Below are 21,076 nucleotides of genomic sequence, written 5' to 3'. Positions count from 1 at the left end.
AGCCCTCTCTTTGAAAATAAGCTTTAATTACGAAACTTTTCCGCTTTCCCACAGTTTCTTAATCGTTGGCATAATCTCATCGTAGATGTCCTTGACGCTCTTCTGACCGGTCAGCGCCTTGTCGATGGATTTCTCATATTCCGTATTCATCTTAAGATAGGCCGGAACATAATAAGCAGGCCACTGTGCAATGGAATCCTTGGTTGTGGAATAACTGAGAATCGTTTCTTTGGCACTTGCCGGAAGATCGGCAGTCCATTTCTCAATGAGGGCAGGGTCGGTGTACCAGTCGGCTTGGTTAGGCAGCCATGCGCCGCTCTTGAGCAGATCCAGGGCATTCTCCGGGTTAACCATGTAAGCGTAGAATTTCTTGGCTTCCTCAATATGCTTGGACGTATTGTAAACTACCAGTGGAGCGCCTGCGTTCATCGTTACGGCTTGTTCCATCTTTGGCAACACGCCGACACCGATATCATCATTGCCTTTGATGTTAGCCAAATCCCACGAGCCGCTGACCGCCATCGCATAGCCGCCGCTCAGCGCATCAATGACCGAACCGGCGCCGGTAGTCCATGAATAATTGAAGGGCGAGGCTACCTTGTCCTTGTTGATAAGATCGGCCAGCTTCTGGATACCCTCAACCGATTTGGGCGAATCCCATAGAAACTCCTTGCCGTCCGGGGATACAATACCGCCTCCGTTCGCATTGGCTGCCCAGAAATGATGGAATTCACGTCCCGCGGTAAATCCGATTCCGTAATTCTCTGTCAATGAAGCGTTGAACCCCTCATCTGCGGCCGTTTTGCCTTTGGTATCAGTGGTCAGCTTCTTGGCATTGCTCACGAAGGTGTCCCAATCCCAGGCATCCTCAACCTTGGATGGCGGATAGGCGATGCCCGCAGCATCGAACTTTGCTTTACTGTAGTACAGCAGCTCCAGTTGGTTGGAGAGGCCGACACCGATAACTTTTTGCTCCGGAGAATGAATTGTAATCGCTGCCAATTTCTCCGGTATCGAACCATCAGCAAGCAGATCACTAATGTCCTCGAGAATGCCCATTTCATTGTACTTCTGAATATCCCCCTCGCCCATGTAGCTGATATCCGGCAATTGATCGGAGGCTAGGCGGGTCTGAATGAAAGTATCAAAGGTTCCGTCCGCCGGCAGCACTTGCGCATTGATCTTAACTCCAGTGTCTGCTGTATATTTCTCTGCAGCCTCTTCCACCAGCTTCTTCTGCGCGTCATCGCCCCAATACAACAGTTCAAGCGTGATATCCTTGCCGGACTTGCCTCCCTTATCATTCGCGGCTTTTTCTGTGGCTTTGGCGGCAGTGTTGCCCGTGTTTTTCTCTCCATTGCCCGAACAGCCGGCCAGCGAAGCGAAGACCATTGTTAATGCCAGTGATAGAACCAGAGTGCGTTTACCAAACTTCATGTTTGTTGCCTCCCTTTTCTTTTAAATCTATATAAAATGAACTTGTGAGTTTTTCATTTAGGTATCCTGGCAACTGCGGGGAAGACTTGGCCTTCCCCTTCGCTGCTCCTTTACCTAATGTCGATTTTCCAAGTTCACCTATATTTATTTCGATTATACTAAGTTAAACGTTTAATCTAAAAGCTTCACGGGTTTTGTCCGTTAAGTAGCCTGTCCCATTCTGCCGCTCCTGCCGGCGATTATGGACAAGCGCTGAAGACGCCGCCTTGAAATCTTACTTGGCGCTGCAGCCGGCCTTGCCCGGAGCGGAATCCCACCTTGTCTTCAAGCAGCAGGTATCTGGAAGGGTACGCCGCATAGCTCGTAATTGTCCAGCCGTCCGCCTCTTCGGTAACATAACCGTTAACACAACGCAGCTTGCCGCTGCTGTCTCTATAGAGGTAGGCGGTTGTCCCAAAGCCCAATAAGTAGGCAACCAGCTCTTCACCCATGTCCCAATCATCTCCGGATACAGTGGAGAACAGCGAAGCGAATAACGGATCACTGCTTGCTACAAATACCGACTGTCCGAACCTGTTCCTCGATAGCTCCGGCATATTCAGATTAGGTGCAGCCACACTGTAAGTAGAGGCCGCCTCTCCCGGCTGTAAGCGGCGCGGAGTGGAGCGCACATTCCAGTCATAACAATTGAACACGGCCATTGTAGAACGGTAAGCCGCCTCCAAATATTCGGGATTGCCCAAATGCTCATAGGCAACCCGCGCCGAGCCGGACACCAATCCCCCCCATAAGGAATGGATCATGGAAGAGAGAGCTTCCCACCAGCGGTCCGGGTTCTGGACCCTGTAGTCATTACTGAACCCGATGTTCGCCAGAATCAGCTGTCCGTAGCGTTCCGCTTCGTCCAGATTCCCAAGATGGCACAGCGTTTCACAGGTAGGGCCGAACCCTGCGTTATCATAGAAGTGTTCCGTAATTGCCCCGCCGTATTGCTGTACTTCTGTCTGCAGATTCCGGCCGAACCGCTCCCATAACTGCTGCAATTGCCCCTGCCATTCCGCAAGTCCCTCTTCCTCAAGTGCCTGCAGCAAATCCCGAATATATAGGGTGAAAATGCCGTTCAGCCCCGCCTCGTCCTTCTCTCGCTGCCTGGAATGGCAGTCCGGATTCAGACGCAGGCATATCACTTCGGCAGCCCACTCCAGATAAAGCTGTGGCGGATGCAGCCTCAGCAGCGCAGCATCCATTCTCGACAGCAGGTAGAAAACATGCGCAATATAATCCAGATCATAAATCCGGTAGAACCCTCCATACAAGGGGCGCGGCCGAGTGAAATCGCCATCCTCGAACCAATGAAGCTTCATATCCAGCACTGCAGCAGCCTCGGCCTTCTCAACCTGCTCCGGCACTGCAGCCGACATGCTATTCTTCATCAGCAGGAAGGTCAGCTTGCCAAGTGATTCTCCCTGATTGGACAAGGGACGGAAAGCGTAGGGGCGTTCCACTCCATCTGCGCTTCCATAGCTATGGGCTACCAGCCATTCCGCACGTTTCTCCAGCATAATGTCGATCGGCTCCAGCACGTTCCACACCAGGATGTCGCTGCGTCCGTCTTCAAGCACCAGCTCAAGCTTATGCTCACCGGGCGCCGGACGAAGCAGCGTAAGTGTGTACCTGCCATTTTCTCCTTTTACCAGAATCGCCTGATCTGTAATGTCTTCGCGGCGGATCTCCTCCGTTCCCGGTGGAGCGCTGAATAGGCAGATTTCACGTATAGACTGTTCCTGCGTTATCCCAACCTCAGCTTGGAAGATTCCGCCCTGTGTCAGCACAGGCGTATAGCTCCAGTGCGGGTGGCCAAACGCGGCTCCCTGGCGGTAGAAATCATCCTGATCCTGGCAAGGGAGAAATACATACTCCCAGCTGGAGGTCTGCCCGGGCTCCAGCTCCAGTGCATGGTAAGCGTTACCATAGATCCAATCCGCAGCTGCTGAGTCGGGCATTGAAGCTCCATCCTCCACCAGCGACAGCCGATGATACAGCAAGCCGTCCAAGGAAGGTGATACCTGCTCAAGAAAGCGGTTACTATAACGGCAATAGGAGCCTGCCGTGACTGTCCTGCCCCCAGTCTGATAAATACCCAAGTGCGGCGCCTCATTGCTGCGCCTGATAGCGGCGAACTTGGTGAAGTCTCCGCCCAGATGAGTTAACACTGCACACGATTCACGCATATTGCGCAGCACGTTCTCATCCCTGAACATGATATAGGCCAGCGAGAACCATACATGCAGCCCGTTAATCCGTACAGCTTGTGCGGAGCGGTTGGACAATTCGATGCTCCACCTGAAGCGCTCCTCCTCCAGTGTGTACACGAAGCGGATCGTTACCGGAAAAGCATCAAACTCAACAGTAGCGCGATGCTCTCCCTCCTGGATCACCCTCGGCTTAAGATCCACACTGCGTATGATCTTCCCATTCAATTCGAGCGTCCATTCCCCGAACAGCTTATCCTCGTCTTCGTATCCTGCCTGTTGCAGATAAGCAGGATCAACCACCCAGTTCATTGCGGCGGGATCTTCCTGCATCACCAGGGACTGCATGGCTCCCCGGGCGCTAAGCTCCATTCTGTATTTTGCATTGCTGAGAAACGTCATCGCCATCACCTCTTTCGCGTCCCGCCTCAAAATCTAAACGTTTAGATAAATGAAAAAAATATGATGTGAGACATCGGCTTTATCTCACATCGTTTACAGCAGCTACGGAGTCACGCTCAATCAACCGGCATTCCGGCATAGTCAGGGGCGCAGACTCGTTCCCATTGATCACATTGTACAAGCTCTCTATGGCCTGATAGCCCATCTCGTGCAGCGGAAGTTCCATCGTCGTAATCCGCGGGCGCAGATAATCGCTGAATTCCCGGTTATCGAAGCCAATCACCGACAAGTCCTCCGGAACCTTAACGCCTCTTTCGTCGGCTGCCTGCAATACCCCAACCACCATAACATCATTCATAGAGAGGATAGCCGTCGGCGGCTCCGGCAGAGATAACAGCTCGCCGGTCAGGCGATATCCGGATTCCCGCTCCCAGTCCCCCATCTTGATCAATAAAGGATCAAAGGGCAGTTCAAAGTCAGTAATCGCCCGATAATAACCGTTCAGCCGCTGTCTGGACGGAATGGAATCCATCAGCCCGCTAATGACCGCGATTCTGCTATGACCCTTCGCGACCAGATGGGACATGGCCTCATAAGAAGCCTGTTCATCGTTATAATGTATGGAAATGTCGTCCCGTGTATAACCATAGGTATATACAATAGGTTTGTCGTCTGCATCAATTAGTCCGGTTAGGTCACGGGTATGTACACCGATATAGATAATCCCGTCCACCTGCTTGCTGAGCAGCTCGGACACAGCATTGGAGGCGTACTTCCGGTATGCCTCTACATCAGCAAAATTACGGCCGATACGTTTATTTAGACGAAGATTGACCAGTAAAATATGCAGATCATGCCGATCGCCAAAATCATTAATACCATCAATAATCTCGGGTGCATTAAACACCGTCACATCCTCTGCGATAACACCGATCGTATTCGTACGGTTGAGCTTGAGGCTCTTGGCAATATCGTTGGGTTTGTAATTCAGCTCCTCAATGGCTTCAACTACTCGCTGACGCGTTTCTGGACGGACATTGCGGGTACCATTAAGCACATAGGAGACTGTAGCAATCGAAACATTGGCTTTAGCAGCGATATGCTTAATGCTGGTTTTGCTCATTGTAATTCTCCTATTCTATGCCGCAAACGTTTTGTTAAACGTTTAGATTGTTAAATGACACCTAAAATATACCATACGAAACTATCAGTAGGCAAGAGATTTCTGTCAAGCTAAACCCCTAGATGAATCAAGGGGTTTTATTGGTTAAGAAGGAATAACCGTAATATTTCTCCGCATTACTCATGCTTGTCCAAATATCCGGATTTTCCCCGCCTATGTACCAGTAGGCCACTCCCGCTAAATTTTTAGTAACAGCAAAATGATATTTGGCAATTAACGAGCGCCCGTCCTCAATCCAAATCATGTGTTGCATAGCATTGTTCGTATAGCCGGCAACATATTGAGCTAATGATTCATTCCATAGCGGTCTCATTGAATAGGTACTGATTTTCTGATTTTGCTCAGTGAACGTAATGAATTCGGAGGATGAAACTGTTCCATTTTGCTTTAACATCCAGTCCCGGTTATAGAATGGCAATGCCAATATGACCTTGTCATTTGATACAACCTTTAGCAAGGTTTCGACTGCGTTTGTGATATAGGGAAGCGAAGCATTGGAGCCTGGATTGACACTTCCACCGTAATGCTCATCGTAGCCCATCATTACTACATAATCTACTTGTTTGCCAAGCGCAGCGTAGTCGAATGCCTCTGTCCAATCCGTACCAAGATCAGGCGACACATCTATAGACAACGTAGCATTAACACCATGCAATCTCTCTGCTAATAAAGCAATAAAAGCTGTCAAATATTTTCGATCCGTTGCCTTTACATTCTCAAAATCTATATTTAGCCCATCAATGCCATATTTACTTACCATCGCTGCTAATTGGATTATTGCAGTATTTCTTGCTGTTATACTAGTCAACATTAGATGAGTAGCTTCTTGATCGGACCGGTTACCGACCATCGCCCAAATTTCTTTGTCCTTCGTCTTTGCCCACGAAACAAGCGAGATTTCCGTTGAATCCGTTACGGACCCACTCCCCCCTACAAAGTACCACCGTGGAGATAAGATGTTCACATTCGATTTCAGAATAGTACTCTTATACTCTGCGGTGGTTTGTCCATACTGCCAGCCGATTACAATATGTTTATGCGGCTCATTCTCAAGCTCTGTGGCCCAGCTTTTATTTTGCAGCACCCGATAAATAAGTACAGTTGCTTCCTGCCTGGTAATTGCATCCGTTGGACGAAAATATCCTGTTTCATCGCCCTTCATTAATCCTAGCTTACTAACGGCAGCAACAGAATTACCAGCCCAAGCAGCAATACGATTACTATCCTTATATACTGTCAGATTAGTGGATTTGCCGTTCGTTTGTTGCAATGCACCAGCCATCCAAACAGCTGCCTCTTGTCTTGTAACAGCTCTCTTAGGTGCAAAGGTAGTCTCCGAGGTTCCACTTGCCAGGTTCAGCTGAACAGCCGCCTGAATCGGACCGTAATACCATTCACTCTTTACTACATCTGTAAAAGCCGTTACTGGACTAGCCACTGGATCAAGCTTTAGCAAACGTTCCAGCACAGTAATAAATTCTGCTCTGGTCATAGACTTTGCTGGTGAAAAACTCGTCAACGAGGTTCCTGTAATAAGCTTTTTATTATATAAATCTATGATCTCTTTTTGGGCATAGCTTGTGTTTGTATCATCAAAAGGCAGCCGCCCATCGGCCAATATATGCTGACAAAACATGCTTGTCGAGCAAATGACAGCGGCTGCCGCTATTATGAATCTACCTAATATGGCCTTCACGAGATTCCTCCTATGACATCAATTTTAGAATTGTATCAAAGATAGAATCTTTATTCATTGATGAAATACTGGTAAATCACAGCAAAAAGCAGCCAGTCACCGGAAATTCCCCGGCGGCTGGCTGTTTAGGTTGAGAGCTGTAAATACAGGTTACAGGCTACAGATTCCAAATGCGGTACACAATAACTGCCGCTTCAGCGCGGGTGAGCGTATCGTCCGGTGCAAGCTTGCCGTCTTTGCCGCTCACAATTCCGAATTTCACCAGAGCTGCCAGGCTATCTCTGGCATAATCAGCAATCCGGTCTGCATCCGAATAAGCATCCAAGGTTGCGCTGCCACTGGCCTTTTTGCCGGCTGCCGCCAGTGCACGGTAAGCGATCACCATCATATCCTGGCGGGAAAGCTCACTGTTTGGCTTGAACATGTTGCCTTCATAGCCAGTGACGATGCCTAGTTGCTTCGCAATGGCAAGTTCATTTCTATAATCAGCGTCTTTCTGGACATCGCTGAAGGCAGCACTATCCTGATCTGTACCCTCCAATTCAAGGGCTCTCACAAGAAGCGCGGTGAAGTCTGCTCTATTCATAGCTGTCTCCGGGGAGAAGCTGTTCTTTGAGGTTCCTTTGACGATATCCCGGGCAGCCATGGCAGCAACAGCCTGCTTTGCCCAAGACAGGTTCCCCATATCCTCGAAGCTCATAGGGTTATACGCTGCCGCGTAGGTGCCAAAATGAGTCGTTTGGAACACAAGTGCTCCGCTTGCGGCGTCATAGCGGCCGTTCGGGATAGATATCATGCTGCCATTGGCTGCACGGTACCAAACGACGAGCGAATCTGGATGGCCCAGCTCTTCCACTGTCGGCTTATAAGGAACGGTTACCTTTACAGGCGCATTCGGATTGTTCCATGTCACTGCCTGGCCGCCAGCTATGATGTTCAGCTCAATTACCGGACGATTGCCAATCCTATCGCGGGCTGCCGTATTCAAATTGTCTATTGAGGCCTGATTTACACGGATGGACACGGTGTCAGTATTTACTGCAGCACTGGACAGCATATTGCTCGGAACCTCGATGGCCGCTAAGTCTGTTTTTATCAAAAGCACATAGTTTTCCTGACTCTTCAAGCTTTGAGTCGGCAACTGCATTTCATACGAGGATACGTTTGCTTGCTTCGGCACTTCGACTATGATCTGTTTCCGTCCATTTGCTGCCGGAGCGGCTTGCTCAAGCGCTTTTTTCAGGTGGTCGCCCGAAATCGCCGCCTTCGCCCCTGCGCCTTCAGTCTTCACTTCGGGTTTGATCGTCACTACACCGTCTTTGCTCTCAACGGTTCCGGTCTGCGGAGTTGATCCGTTGCTACTGTTAGTGTTGTTATTGTTGCTGTTCGATTGGCCAGGTTTACCCGTAAGCGTAAGCACACCGTAAACAGAGGTGTCCTGATATCCATTGCCGGTTGTATCATTCCATGCGGCAACACTTTGCCGTGCCCCGTCTTTGGCGTCATTGATCTGTACGTCGAAACCGATCTTTTTGTCGTTGCTTGCTGAGATTTTTTTAAACGGAATCTTCACTTCTACTGTGTAGTTTGTTCCGGTAACCTTGGTTGATGATTCGAATCCGCCAGCGATCCCAGCCGGATTGAAGGAAGTCGCGTTGTCAAAATTGACTCTGAACTGTCCGTCATCGTCTTGATAGAACGTCGTCTTCCCATTGTTTTCATCCAGGAAGATTTCGACGGAATCCTGTTCCCATACGTTCTTACTGCTCTTGTCCAGCTGCGCGTCGCTGACCTGAATCAAAACATACAGATTTTGATCATCCCAGAGGGTTTTGGCCACTCCGGTCGCGCCCTGCCACGCCATCTGGTACCGATTCACCGGCAACTCCGCCGCCTTGCTCCAGACAGCATCAACCGTCCCGTCAACTACAGGTGAAGCATAAACAGCGGTGGATTGGTTTGCACCGGTAGAATCAGGTTTATGCTCCTCCATAAATTTACCGGGGTTGATAACCCCGTAGTAAGCCGGCTTGGCCTGCAGGTTCTTATCGAATAATAACGGATTAGCAGAAGCTCTCCAGCTCGTATGGTCGTCCAAGCCCCAGAAGGTAACGCGTTCTATATTTGCGGCGTGAGTTTTGAAGAGCTCCATCAGTTGCGCGTATAAATAGCCTTGGGCATTCGCAAGCTTCTCGGAAAGCTGATTGTTGCTTCCAGCCTGAATATCAAGCTCGGTGATGCTTACTTCTACGCCTAAGGAAATGAACTTCTCCAGCGACAGCTTTACGTTTTCGGGATTGGTGTTGACACTGTAGTGCCCCTGCATGCCCACGCCGTCGATGAGGCGTTTTCCCGGATGTGTAAGCGCATACCTATCATTGATGGCTTTGACCATGTTATAAATGGCTGCCGCTTTATTCTGGTTATCTTCGTTGTAATCGTTGTAGTACAGCTTGATATTCCAATCTGGATGTTGATCCAGCACTTCTCTTGCCGCCAGGAAGGCCTGCTCCACATAATCTGCGCCAATGGCACTCTTCCAAGGGGATTGACGCAGCGCGGCCTCCCAATCTGCCGGATTACCCGGATTATCGCTCATCGCTTCGTTCACGACATCCCAAGAGATTACCTTGTCACCGAAATGTTCCACGACCGTTTTAATATGGGTCTGCAGATTTGCGAGCGCTTCGTCCCGCCCCAAGGGAAGGTTATTCCCTGCTGCATCCTTTGTCGTATTCATCCACACGGGGGATTGCTGATGCCATACCAGCACATGCCCATGCATCAACATCCCTTCAGCCCGTACCTTAGCAACCATGGAATCCGCAGCGTCAAAGGTAAAATCGCCCTTCGCCGGCTGCAGCGCATCCGGTTTCATCGCGTTTCCTGCAGTAGCGACATTGTGATGCATTTTAAGCAGCTCCAGCCGCACGCCTTCCAGATCCTCGGCTGTTATCGCGTTGCCGATCAAAAAATCGTTTTGATAGGTAGTCTTTACAGGAATCAGGTCCTTTTGTATGGCGACTGGACCTGTGCTTGTTTTCTCAAAATGGATGTCGTCGATATAGAAAGATGCTGCTGCGTTATTGGCGCTCTCAACATAGATGGTTAAATATTCGCCGCCCACACTGTTATAGCGGTAGCTTCCCTCAAATTTAACCCAACCGTCGCTGGCACTGATTGTTTTTGGGGAAAGAGCTACATAATTCGCGCTGCTTCCATTCCCGGTCTGCGTTGACAGCTGCAGCTGCGAGCTTGCGGGTTCGATCAGCTTGACCCAGGCCGAAATGTTATATTCGCTGCCCTGGTCCACATACTTCTCCACACGCAAGGATGGCCCATGCCACGTAGCTGTTCTGCCCTCTACTTTCAAGGCATAGGAACCACCCTCGGTATGATTCTCTGTATCTGTAAGAGTCAGCTTCTCAGTCCCGGCTCTGCCTCCAAAACCGCCGGTAGTCTGATCCTCAAAGGTGATGGCAGTGAACGGTAAAGCCGGTTCTCTAGGCGGCTCTTCTCCACCGTCCGAAGTGACTTTCTCGGTGATAAGGAGGTCTCCGATATAGAAAGAAACCTCGGCTCCTACTTTGTTGGAGTTCATGCGCAAGGCCTGATCTTTGCTTGTATCCACGGTAAATTCCTTAGTCAGAGTAACGGCTTTGCCCGCTTCAAAATTCACTTCCGCATAATTTCCATAGCTGTTCACAGTTTGAAGTGCAGCACTCGCGCCGGTGGGCAGATTCACATTTGCATCCACATAAACAATTGAAGTCACCGTGTAGGTTTTTCCGTTTTCCAGGCCGAGGTCACTGAATTTGAAATCAGCCGCGTCCCAGTTGTTTACTCTGTTGCTTACGTATAATGCCGCTCCGTCTGCATTGCCTGCAAAAGACTTGCCGGTGACAGCCGTCAGGCTGGCACCTCCCGATTGAACAGCTTTGCCTGCACCAGCCGCAAAGGTTTCGTGATAAACCGTTTTCGTTACTTCCAGTTTCGGTGTTGCAGCTTGCGCAACCGGAGCAAGGCAGCCCAGCGGAATAAGCAGACTCGCCGCCAGTACTAACGAGAAGACCTGTTTAATCATTTTACTCATGCGTTGCACTCCTCTGTATGAATTTGGGTTAGACAAGTTAAGCGCTTACAACTATGGAAAAGCCGCCCCCTTTCTCACCCCAAATCGTAGCATAATGCAAAAAGTGCGTCTTACTCTAAATTAAAGATTGTACCGTACTTTTTATATATCATTTGAATTGCGCTTAATCCACAACTTACCTAAGAACTTGCACAACAAATCAACAAAATGATTGGCTTATAATAAACATAAGAACAATTGAGCGATACTATGGAGGTTATTATGCCGTGGGGACGGCAAATATCATTTAACTGACCAGACCAGCTGGACGGAAGGATTCTGGTCCGGGATATTATGGCTGAGCTACGAATACAGCAAGGACCCGGAGATTCATGCTGCAGCCATCAAAAGTGTGAACTCTCTCAAAAAACGCTTGGAGGCTGAAAAGGAACTCGATCATCATGACATCGGCTTTTTATATTCGCTGTCCGCGAAGGCCCGCTGGATCGTTGATAAGGATGAAGGCTCTCGCCTGCTGGCGCTGCAGGCAGCCGATATTCTGATGAAACGCTGGCGGTCTGCCCCGCAGCTGTTTCAAGCCTGGGGGCCGGAAGGCGATAACGCCAACGGGGGCCGGATTATCATTGACTGCCTGATGAATCTCCCCCTGCTCTATTGGGCTACTGACCAGACCGGGGACCGCAGCTATGCCGACTGCGCCAGCATTCAGGATCATACGCTGGTTTGGTTCCAGCCCTATCAGTTGCACCAAGTGATGGTTCCTCCGGCCCCCAACCGTTCTTATATCCGGACCAATCTGACCTTTGACCCCAGTTTTCTCGAGCATTATCTTACCGCTTTTCCTTTCCTGGAGAAGTTTTTCCGGAAAATGTGGAAGAGCACTCTGCAGAGGCCAGTTTTCTACGCCATGAATAATACCCCGATTCTGGATTTGCTGGAGGAATTACATCATTCCGTAAATGATTCTGCCGCAAACAAAGAAGAAGATACCGGATTCCTGATGCTTCAACTGATGCGTTTGCTTCAAAAACAAGTGTCCGATGTCCAAACCGAAGATAATCCCATCCATTCGCGTGGAGGCCCACATTCGAACGGATTACCGACTGGCTGGATGAACATTACAAGCAGCCCTTCAGCCTCGAAACGCTGGCTGCCAGTTTGCATCTGTCGCCTTACCACATTTCACATTTGTTCGAGCAATATGCCGGCATCACACTGTCCGAATACTTGATTCAGCGGCGTGTAAGCGGGGCTTGCATACTGTTGGCCAATAGCGGTAAATCCATTCAGGAGATTGCTGTGGAGGTGGGCGATCTTTCCCCGTCATATTTCAGCCAGATGTTCAAAAAGATCAAAGGAATTTCACCGGACCAATATAGAAAGAGCATCCGCTGAATCCCTACCATGGGATGAATCACACAATTTAATAATAATCACAAAAATCGCACCTTGGTAAAATGGAAGTGATGAGCAACCATTTCAAAAGGGGGCGATTTTCGCCTGCCCTAGCTGATTCGGACACCAGAGCCGTTATGTGCAGATATTCGATGCATCTCCGGTGCTTGCGGACACCAGTGACGTTATAACCTCATTTCACACGCTGTTTGCTGCTTTTCTGGCGCAATAACGTCTTTCCAGTCCGCGATTCTGAACACCATGTCTCTTTTCCACAAATAACGTCTCCTCAGTCCGCAGCGCTAATACGACGCCCAGATTGGAACCGACAAAATCAACCACAGTGGCATTGAGGATATCGTGCCGCTGCGGGATGTTTCCGTCAGCCTGCGCCTCCCGTCTCCCGCTCCCGTCCAGCGGGTCTATCTGGCCCCGTCGATGACAGAGCTGCCGTTTACGGTGGGCCAAGACGGCGAAATCGGCTACACGGTTCCTTATCTGGAGAATCACCAGATGGTAGTGTTAGAGCTGGTGTAAGTAGAATTACCTGTCGAGAGGCTGGGTTGGCGGGACATAGTTAGCGTTATCCTTCGGAGCCCAGACGTTGAAACCTTTGATCATAAAGGGTTTCAACGTTTTGTGTTTTTTTTAAATTCCGAACTGATATTTCTTAAGCCCTATAGACATAGTATAATGGGCATTATGTTTTTATCATTTACGGAAGTGGTGCCTAACCTAATGTTTCGATATATGATTGCAAACTTCGCGTTATTGACCGCGTTTCTCTTTCTCATCAACCTGCTGTTCCGCCATTCCTTAAACAAAAATTCCCATCCCCTGCTGTTCAAACTGCTGATTGGAGTGCTGCACGGAGTGTGCGCCCTTCTTCTGCTGCAGTTTAGTTTCAAGGTTAACCCCACTACCTTCATCGACTTCCGGCATATTATTGTGATCTGTTCCGCTTTCTATGGTGGCTTGCCGGCTTCGTTGCTGACTGCTTTGTTTGTTGTCATTGGCAGACTTACTTTTTTTGGATCGCTTTCCTCTACAGCTATTGCTGCATGTGTCAACATGCTATTCTTGGGCATCGGCAGCGGTTTAATTATGCAGTATATTGACCAATATTGGCGGCGCTGGCTCCTTGCTCTGCTGCTTAGCGTAACGCTCATTTCCTTTATGGCGCTGCTGATGGGTCCTACCATGGATACACTTACTTATTTGGCGCTTATTTGTTCCGGAGGGCTGTTTTCGGCTAAGCTGATTGCGTTTTTTTCTCACTCTAATCAGCTTGCGCAAGAGCTGGAGAACAGTGAGCGAAGATATCGCTCTCTGCATATGCTTCAGGAAGCCATTTTCCAGTCCTCTGTAGGCACGGTAATCACTGTTTTTGATCCTAAAGGGAGAATTACTCATATTAACAAGGCTGCGGAAACAATGCTTGGCTATCAACCAAAAGATTTAATCGGCCGGGAAACGCCCCTTATTTTTCATGACCCTGAGGAAGTGGCAACCTATGCCGAGGAACTGTCCATCATGAAGAGCAAGCCATTCAAGGGATTGGATGTGTTCTTTTTTTGCGCGATGGAAGAACCCCCGGAGGGCCGCGAATGGTCGTATATTCGAAAAGACGGCTCCCGCCTAACCATATCGCTTATCGTGTCCCCGCTTTGGCTGGACGGAGAAATAAGCGGATTCATTGGCACGGCCACAGATATTACGGAGAGAAAAAAGGTAGAGAATACGCTGCAGCAGTTGTCCTTAATGGATGGGCTTACGGAAATAGCCAACCGGCGCAATTTTGATGAAACGCTGATAAGAGAATGGAAAAGGGCTAAACGGAACGGCAGTCAGAACGGATTATCTCTTATTATGTTTGACATCGATTATTTCAAAGCCTACAACGATTCTTATGGGCATCAGGCTGGAGATGATTGCTTGCGCAAAGTAACGGCCATTGCCAAAGGAACCGCCGGTCGTCCATCAGATACGTTAGCCCGTTACGGCGGCGAAGAATTCGCCATTATCCTGCCGGATACGAACATCACCGGAGCATTGGGGCTGGCAGAAAAACTTCGCATTGCTGTTGAGGATGAAAAGATTCCCCATGTTGGCTCGAAGATTAGTGATGTCGTCACCATCAGTATAGGCGTGTCCACTTGCTTCCCCAATGCCGCCATTCTTCCGGAGCAGCTAATTGCGGAGGCGGATCAAGCGCTCTACTATTCCAAAGCGAATGGCCGCAACAGCGTGAAGGATTATCATGCGATAATTGATCTAAACCCCAAAGAACAACAATTGAGTTAAAATCGAGGTCAAAAGCGTTGAAATGCAGGAAGTATCTTTTATGGTAAGGCTTCCGAAATTATACAGGTTTACGGATTTTAAAAAGGCTGTCGGGACTTTCCCGACAGCCTTAACAGGTACATCTAAATCAGCTTATGCGCAAACCACTTCTTGCCCCGGAAGCGCCACAGAAAAACACCCCCGCGAACGGCCCACTCGCAGTTCATCGCCAGCCAGACTCCCATGACGCCATAGCCCAGCACGATCCCGAGGATATAGCCAAATACCACCCGAAACAGCCACATCGTCAGCATCGAAGTGATTGACGTGAAGCGCGAATCTCCCGCTGCCCGCAGCGCAGACGGCAAAATAAAGCTGACGGCCCACAGCGGAACCTGGGCAATGGAATTCACCAGCAGCACCACAAACAGATCGTCAATGATCTCGGGAGGCGGAGAAAAGATCGACACCAGCGGGTGGAACAGCGGCATCAGGATCAAGGCGATCAATGCCAATGAAGCGGACCCGATCCAGAGGAAGGACTTGATGAACTTTCTGGCATCGGCGACATTCCCCCGCCCGATACATTGGCCGACTACCGTTACAATGGTTAGCGACAGCGCACTGGCTGGAATTTGAAACACCATGGCCAGCGAGCCGGCGATCGCATTGGTCGCAATGGCATAAGTGCCAAGGCTGACAATAAACACCTGGGTCAGCAGTTTGCCCCCGTTGAAGAACATCTGCTCCGCTGCGAACGGCACGCCGATGAACATGATTTTCCGCAGCATGGTCAGCGGAATATGGAACAGGTCGCGAAAACGCACACGCAGGGCCGTATCCACCTTGAACAGATACACCAAGGCACAGACCATCCCCGTGTACCGTGCGATATTTACCGCAAGCGTCATCCCCAGCACGCCCATGTGCAGCAGATTAATGAAGACTACGTTCAGGATAACATACAGCAGGTTCATGATGAGCGACAGCATCAGAGAAGCCCGTGTCCTGCCCACTCCCCGCAGAGCTCCGCATACCGCCTGCACCACCGCGATGCCCAGATAAGAGATACTGCTGCCGATCAGATAGATCCGGGCATTGTCCAGCACGTCGGGCGAGGCGGTTCCGAACAGAAGGTTCAATATTGGAGTATGTAAGCCCATCATCAGAAGGCCTATTCCCAAGGCGATCAGCGACACCGAGGTGACCGAACCGGCCGTAGCCTGAGACACCATCTTGTCATTTCCGCTGCCTTTATACTGTGCGACTACCACCGTCCCCCCGGTTGCAACCGCAACAAACACATTGATCAGAAAAATATTAAGCGAATCCACCATATTCACCGCACTGACCGCCGCCATCCCGGACGAGCTGATCATTGCGGTATTTACCAGATTAAGCCCGATGATGAAGGCCTGGTCAATCAGGATGGGAATAAATAAAGCTATAATTTGCCGATAATCCATACCTTCGCCGGAAAGATATTTCTCCAGCAATTTTTTCTTCGGAAGACTAGCGCGAAGCTGCATAAACATATCACATCATTTTCTATATAATGGAAAAAACTCTTCATTCGAAGAGCTTTTCAACAAAATATACCCATTGAATTATGGGCACTTTACATTCAGTTTACTATAAATGCCATCTTAAGTCTCCAATGTTTTCCCCAGCACGCACAAAAATAACCCGCAGGCCTATGCCAACGGGTTGATTATTTATGATCTTGCACAAATGTTACTGAGCCTGAATCAGCTCCGATTCCTCTGCCCCGGTAATGACGGAAACGATGCTCTTCCGCAGTTCTTCTGCATTAGATGCCTGGTACGGATCAGCATTGAAAATAATAGCATCTGCAAGATATCCGCTGGAAATCCGCCCCAGCTCATTGCCGCTTCCCAGAATCTCAGCAGCAGTTATTGTGGCAGCCTGCCACACTTCCGCCCGGGTCATGCCGTAATCCATCAGCGTATCCAGCTCTTGAAGGTTGTACCCGTGAAGTGCAGGCGTAGCATAATCCGTACCGAATCCTATGCGGACCCCCGCTCTCTTGGCATACTCAATCGCTTTAGAGTGGGCTTCGGCAGCGCGGGCGGCCCGGTCACAAATGACCGGGTTCAGCGCCAGAACGCCTTTCGGATCTGCAGCAATGCTATAAATTGAGGTCGTAGGCACAAAAGCTGTTCCGGACTCAGCAAGTCTGCCGGCCTGATCCCCGGTCAGGAACATTCCGTGCTCTATGGATTCAACACCGGCAGCGATAGACCAGTCTACCGTTACCCCGCCCCAGGTATGCACCAGGACTTTTTTATGATGAGCATGCGCATGGCGGACAATGAAAGAGAATTCTTCCTCTGAAAAAATCGGCTCCAGCACTTTTTCCGTAGGTGCACCAAGGCCGCCTGTTGCCATAATCTTAATCCAGCCTGCTCCTGTATCAAAAATCTCGGCCAGCCGCCCCTCCAAAACCTTAAGTCCGCGGGCATCCGCCGCTCCAAGCATAGCGCTGCTGGTTTGCACCCTTAGCGGCTGCTGATAGTGCTGAACGAGATGCCGTATTGTGCTCGGCAGAATCCCGCCCGCATCACGCGCCGTTGTTACACCGGTCCGCAAAGTGGCTTCAAAGGCCTCAGCCTGCATGACTTCGAGCTCATGGCTGCCGCGTTTCAATTGATCCTCATGGTCAAAGTCTGTCCAAGCCAGATGCGTATGAAGATCAATAACCCCCGGACTGATCCATAAATCTTGGCCTGGATGAGCGGACTGATCCTTAGGCGGCTCCGTTTCAGCTATAGAGGAGAACCGGCCGTCCTTAATGTTAATATCAAAACGTTTTCCTTCGATACCAGCAATGAAAATATGATTGAAGACTAACGCCTCAGGATGTTTATTGATCATGTTCATTCTCCCAAAGTCGGCGGATTGCCTTGAGCGCAGGATCAGGGTCCTGATTCAGCAGCCCGGCGAACGTCGTAATGGCTTCTTCCACACTTTGACGGGAAGCATTCGTTCCGAAATGATTAATCCGCAAAAGCTGGCCGAATAGCTCTCCGTCACCGGGAGCTACGATACCGATAGGCTGATTAATACGCAAGCCCGGTTCCCCGGAAATCCGCACCGTCGTAGTCAGTGTAGAATAGTGTTGGCTATCCTTCTGCCAAGGCTCCAGACCCAAGGCCTTGATACCGGCAATGGCCGAGGCCGCAGCCGATTCATGGCGCTTGATGACCTGTTCCAAGCCTTCTTCCTCAATGGCTGTCAATGCCGAGATCAAAGCTCTTGCCTCCAACGTTGGGATGTTGGGAGGAACACGTAACGGTGTTGTCCCCTTCTGTGAGGGTTTAAGATCCAGTAAGGACAGAATGGAATTGCGCGGAGCATTGCTATTAGACTCAAGGAATTCCCAGCCGCGCGGTGAGATGCTTACGGCGCTGATGCCGTTAGGCCCGGCCAAAGCTTTCTGCGCGCCTATAGCTGCAAAATCAACGCCCCATTCATCCACCGGCAGGGCTTCTCCCCCAACCGCCGAAACGGAGTCTGTCACCGTAACGAGGTTAGCGGCGCGTGCAAGCTTAATTATTTCTTTGGCCGGATTCGATCCGCCTGTCACCACTTCTGCCTGAACAAAGGAAAGCGCACACGGTTTAAACCGTTCAATCGCCGCAGCGACTTCCTGAACAGTAACTACTTCATCAAAGGGGACCTTTACTTCAACAACCGTTGCCCCGCCGCGTTCAAGCCATTGTCCAAACAAACTTCCATAGGGACCTGTGACTATATTTAGAATCGTACGGCCAGGCGCAGATATCCCCGCCGCTACCGCCTCGATTCCCAGAATTGCCTCTCCAGGAATGATGACCGGGGGATGACCGGTAAACAAAAGCCGGGAGAGCAAACTTGTAAGTGTGTCAAACTCAGACAATGACAGCGGTATAAATCCTTTATGTTCTCGGCTCATATAAACCTCCTGATGTGATCGACTTCGGCATTTTCGGAACGGCGGACAAGAGCTCACGGCTGTATTCCGTTACAGGGCGGGCGAAGAATTGATCCTTGGGACTGATCTCAACCAGCTTTCCCTGCCGCATGACCGCTACCGTGTCGCTGATTGCATGGATAACCCCCAAATCATGGGAGATGAACAACATGGTAAGATTAAGCTCATCTTTGAGCGTGTTAAACAGTTCGAGCACACTCCGCTGTACAGATACATCCAAGGCGCTGGTCGGTTCATCCGCAATCAGAAGGCTCGGCTCAACGCTTAATGCGCGGGCAATCGCGATCCGCTGGCGCTGACCGCCGGAGAATTCGCGAGGATACCGGTCCAATGCCTTGGCTTCCAGCTGAACACGGCTCAACAGCTCTTTACACCGCTGCTCGACCTCCGTGCGGCCGACAATTTTATGAAACAGAAGCGCTTCGGACAGAATCTGCCTGATGGAATGCTTGGGATTCAGCGAAGCGTCCGGATTTTGGAAGATCATCTGGATTCGCTTGCGCTGCTCCCGGCTTCTCTTCCTGGTTAATTCTTGTGCACCCAACAGAATCTGCCCCTCATCGGGGGTGATCAGCCCGGCAATGACCCGTGCCAGCGTGGATTTGCCCGAGCCGGACTCTCCTACAAGGCCAAGGGTAGTATGCTGCTGCAGATTCAGATGGATATGATCGAGCGCAGTAAATCCGCCGTAATGAACCGCCAGATTTTTCACTTGCAGGGCTAGCTCCATGGTTGTCCGCTCCCTTCAAGCTCCGGCAGAGGAAGCACCGAGTTAATCAGCATTTGGGTATAAGAATTTTGCGGGTTCTGCAAAACACTAAGGGTATCGCCCTGCTCAACAATCTGCCCCTCTTTCATCACACACAGCTTGGAGCACAGGGCGGCTGCAATCGCAAGATTATGCGTAACAAATACCATTGCAAAGCCCAGTTCATTCTGCAGGCGGGTGATCGTTTCAATGATTTGCCGCTGAACGGTAACATCCAGCGCCGTTGTCGGCTCATCGCAGAGAAGAATGCCCGGCTTGCATGCCAGTGCAATGGCGATGACTACCCGTTGGCACTGGCCACCCGAAAGCTGGCTCGGATAACGGTCGGCCCTCTTTAAAGAATCGGGCAGGCCAAGCATTTCGAGCAGTTCCAGAGCCACGCTGCGTGAAGCCTTCCGGCTTAATTTTTGCCTATAATATACGACTTCCGCAAGCTGCTTAACCACCGGACATAGCGGGTCCAGCGCCCCTCTCGGGTCTTGAAATACCATAGCGCTGCTTACGTCACTCTTAATGACTCCGCCTGTCTGTTCAACACCCCGTGGAAGCAATCCCAGAATCGAACGCAGGGTCAGCGATTTTCCGGAACCCGATTCGCCTACTAATCCCAGACTCTCCCCTTTGCCCAGTGAGAAGCTTACATTGCTTACTAATTTAGTATTGGACTTGGTTCCCAGCGATAATGCTTCTATTTCCAAAACCGGACTTGTAGAAATCATTTTTTCCTCCATAAGTCTGCCAACCCATCTCCCACAAGAGACAACGCAATTCCCGTATACACCACTGCGAATCCCGGAACCGCCGAGAGCCACCAGGCTGTAGTTATGAAGGATTGTCCATCCGAAATCATGGTTCCCCAATCCGGGGTTGGCGGTGCAATGCCGATGCCAAGATAACCGAGTGTAACAATGGCCACCAGAAGTCCGACCATATCCGTCATAAGGACTACAACCGCTTGAGGCAGTACATTGGGCAGGAGATGACGAAGGATAATTTTCACTCCAGGCAGCCCTAACGTTTGAGCGGACGCCACCCATTCCTGCTCGCGAAACGATGCGCTAATACCTCTGACTACACGGGCAAACACAATCCAGCCTACAAGCATAAAGGTGATATAAATGCCCCGCTCACCTGCTCCGCTGGCAAAAGCCACGATAATCACGATCAGATAAAAAGGAAAAGCGATAAACGTATCCGTGAGCAGCGTAATGACCTTATCGGCCCATTTTCCGTAATACCCTGCAACCATTCCCAAAAATACACCGGTGCAGAATGGAACAATTTCCGCCAGAACCATGATGCTCAAATCGGTTCGCGCCGCATAGATCAGTCTCGTAAACAAATCGCGTCCCAATTGATCCGTCCCCAGCCAATGTTCGGCAGAAGGAGGCTGCAAAAAGGCGCTCAAATCTTGCGCTGAAGGGTCATAAGGACTCAGAAACGGTATGAATACAGCCAAGATAATAAGCACTGCAAACATAATGCTCCCCACCAGAAGGGAAGGCGTATTCCTTATTCGATGGAGAACGTTTGTCTTCCTGGCGTCCTCAAGCAACATAGGTTCTGTTATTA

Annotated in this window: 14 protein-coding genes and 1 pseudogene; 4 read left to right on the top strand and 11 right to left on the bottom strand. The window is 50.1% G+C overall.

Annotated features, from left to right (window positions below):
* Window positions 1–27: 27 nt before the first annotated feature.
* The 5 genes from ACQ76X_RS21325 to ACQ76X_RS21305 all read right to left on the bottom strand — a co-directional run bounded on the left by ACQ76X_RS21325 (window position 28) and on the right by ACQ76X_RS21305 (window position 11,063).
* Entirely contained in the window at window positions 28–1,437 is a 1,410-nt protein-coding gene (locus ACQ76X_RS21325; RefSeq protein ID WP_438495818.1) for an extracellular solute-binding protein, read from the bottom strand.
* A gap of 239 nt (window positions 1,438–1,676) precedes the next feature.
* Window positions 1,677–4,091 carry a hypothetical protein gene (locus ACQ76X_RS21320; protein ID WP_438495817.1) on the bottom strand — a complete coding sequence of 805 codons (2,415 nt, stop codon included), beginning with the start codon at window positions 4,089–4,091 and terminating at the stop codon, window positions 1,677–1,679.
* A gap of 79 nt (window positions 4,092–4,170) precedes the next feature.
* Complete coding sequence (locus tag ACQ76X_RS21315; protein WP_438495816.1) at window positions 4,171–5,214, bottom strand: LacI family DNA-binding transcriptional regulator; 1,044 nt, start codon at window positions 5,212–5,214, stop codon at window positions 4,171–4,173.
* 127 nt (window positions 5,215–5,341) lie between these two features.
* A complete protein-coding gene (locus ACQ76X_RS21310; protein WP_438495815.1) occupies window positions 5,342–6,970 on the bottom strand; it encodes an S-layer homology domain-containing protein in 1,629 nt (542 codons plus the stop codon).
* Window positions 6,971–7,127: 157 nt separating this feature from the next.
* Window positions 7,128–11,063, bottom strand: coding sequence for an endo-1,4-beta-xylanase (locus tag ACQ76X_RS21305; protein WP_438495814.1), 3,936 nt, complete (start codon window positions 11,061–11,063; stop codon window positions 7,128–7,130).
* A gap of 274 nt (window positions 11,064–11,337) precedes the next feature.
* Here ACQ76X_RS21305 and ACQ76X_RS21300 point away from each other — a divergent pair.
* The 4 genes and pseudogenes from ACQ76X_RS21300 to ACQ76X_RS21285 all read left to right on the top strand — a co-directional run.
* Window positions 11,338–11,769: pseudogene (locus ACQ76X_RS21300) on the top strand (glycoside hydrolase family 88 protein); the annotation flags it as partial.
* 482 nt (window positions 11,770–12,251) lie between these two features.
* Complete coding sequence (locus tag ACQ76X_RS21295) at window positions 12,252–12,458, top strand: helix-turn-helix domain-containing protein (RefSeq protein ID WP_438495873.1); 207 nt, start codon at window positions 12,252–12,254, stop codon at window positions 12,456–12,458.
* A 360-nt stretch (window positions 12,459–12,818) separates the two neighbouring features.
* On the top strand, window positions 12,819–12,995 hold the full coding sequence (locus ACQ76X_RS21290) for a hypothetical protein (RefSeq protein WP_438495813.1): 177 nt from the start codon (window positions 12,819–12,821) through the stop codon (window positions 12,993–12,995).
* Window positions 12,996–13,196: 201 nt separating this feature from the next.
* Complete coding sequence (locus tag ACQ76X_RS21285; protein ID WP_438495812.1) at window positions 13,197–14,762, top strand: diguanylate cyclase; 1,566 nt, start codon at window positions 13,197–13,199, stop codon at window positions 14,760–14,762.
* A gap of 122 nt (window positions 14,763–14,884) precedes the next feature.
* On the opposite strand, the gene ACQ76X_RS21280 is transcribed toward ACQ76X_RS21285, so the two are convergent.
* From ACQ76X_RS21280 to ACQ76X_RS21255, 6 genes are all read right to left on the bottom strand, one after another.
* Window positions 14,885–16,270, bottom strand: coding sequence for an MATE family efflux transporter (locus ACQ76X_RS21280; RefSeq protein ID WP_144024459.1), 1,386 nt, complete (start codon window positions 16,268–16,270; stop codon window positions 14,885–14,887).
* Window positions 16,271–16,475: 205 nt separating this feature from the next.
* The gene (locus tag ACQ76X_RS21275) at window positions 16,476–17,636 is read right to left on the bottom strand and encodes an amidohydrolase family protein (protein ID WP_438495811.1); all 1,161 of its coding nucleotides are present in this window, start codon (window positions 17,634–17,636) and stop codon (window positions 16,476–16,478) included.
* On the bottom strand, window positions 17,626–18,696 hold the full coding sequence (locus ACQ76X_RS21270) for an aminotransferase class V-fold PLP-dependent enzyme (RefSeq protein WP_438495810.1): 1,071 nt from the start codon (window positions 18,694–18,696) through the stop codon (window positions 17,626–17,628). The genes ACQ76X_RS21275 and ACQ76X_RS21270 overlap by 11 nt, the downstream gene beginning before the upstream one ends.
* Window positions 18,680–19,465 (bottom strand): ABC transporter ATP-binding protein, encoded by a 786-nt coding sequence (locus ACQ76X_RS21265; RefSeq protein WP_438495809.1) that lies wholly within the window; start codon window positions 19,463–19,465, stop codon window positions 18,680–18,682. Before ACQ76X_RS21265 ends, ACQ76X_RS21270 begins: the two co-directional genes overlap by 17 nt.
* Window positions 19,456–20,223: an ABC transporter ATP-binding protein gene (locus ACQ76X_RS21260; RefSeq protein ID WP_438495808.1), complete on the bottom strand. Its 768-nt coding sequence runs from the start codon at window positions 20,221–20,223 to the stop codon at window positions 19,456–19,458. The genes ACQ76X_RS21265 and ACQ76X_RS21260 overlap by 10 nt, the downstream gene beginning before the upstream one ends.
* The gene (locus tag ACQ76X_RS21255; RefSeq protein ID WP_269322565.1) at window positions 20,220–21,062 is read right to left on the bottom strand and encodes an ABC transporter permease; all 843 of its coding nucleotides are present in this window, start codon (window positions 21,060–21,062) and stop codon (window positions 20,220–20,222) included. Before ACQ76X_RS21255 ends, ACQ76X_RS21260 begins: the two co-directional genes overlap by 4 nt.
* Window positions 21,063–21,076 lie beyond the last annotated feature (14 nt).

The sequence above is a fragment of the Paenibacillus sp. IHBB 3054 genome, from assembly GCF_051594305.1.
GTDB lineage: Bacteria > Bacillota > Bacilli > Paenibacillales > Paenibacillaceae > Paenibacillus_AQ.
The sequence above is the reverse complement of the archived record's forward strand: the minus strand, read 5'-3'. Positions and strand labels throughout refer to the sequence as shown.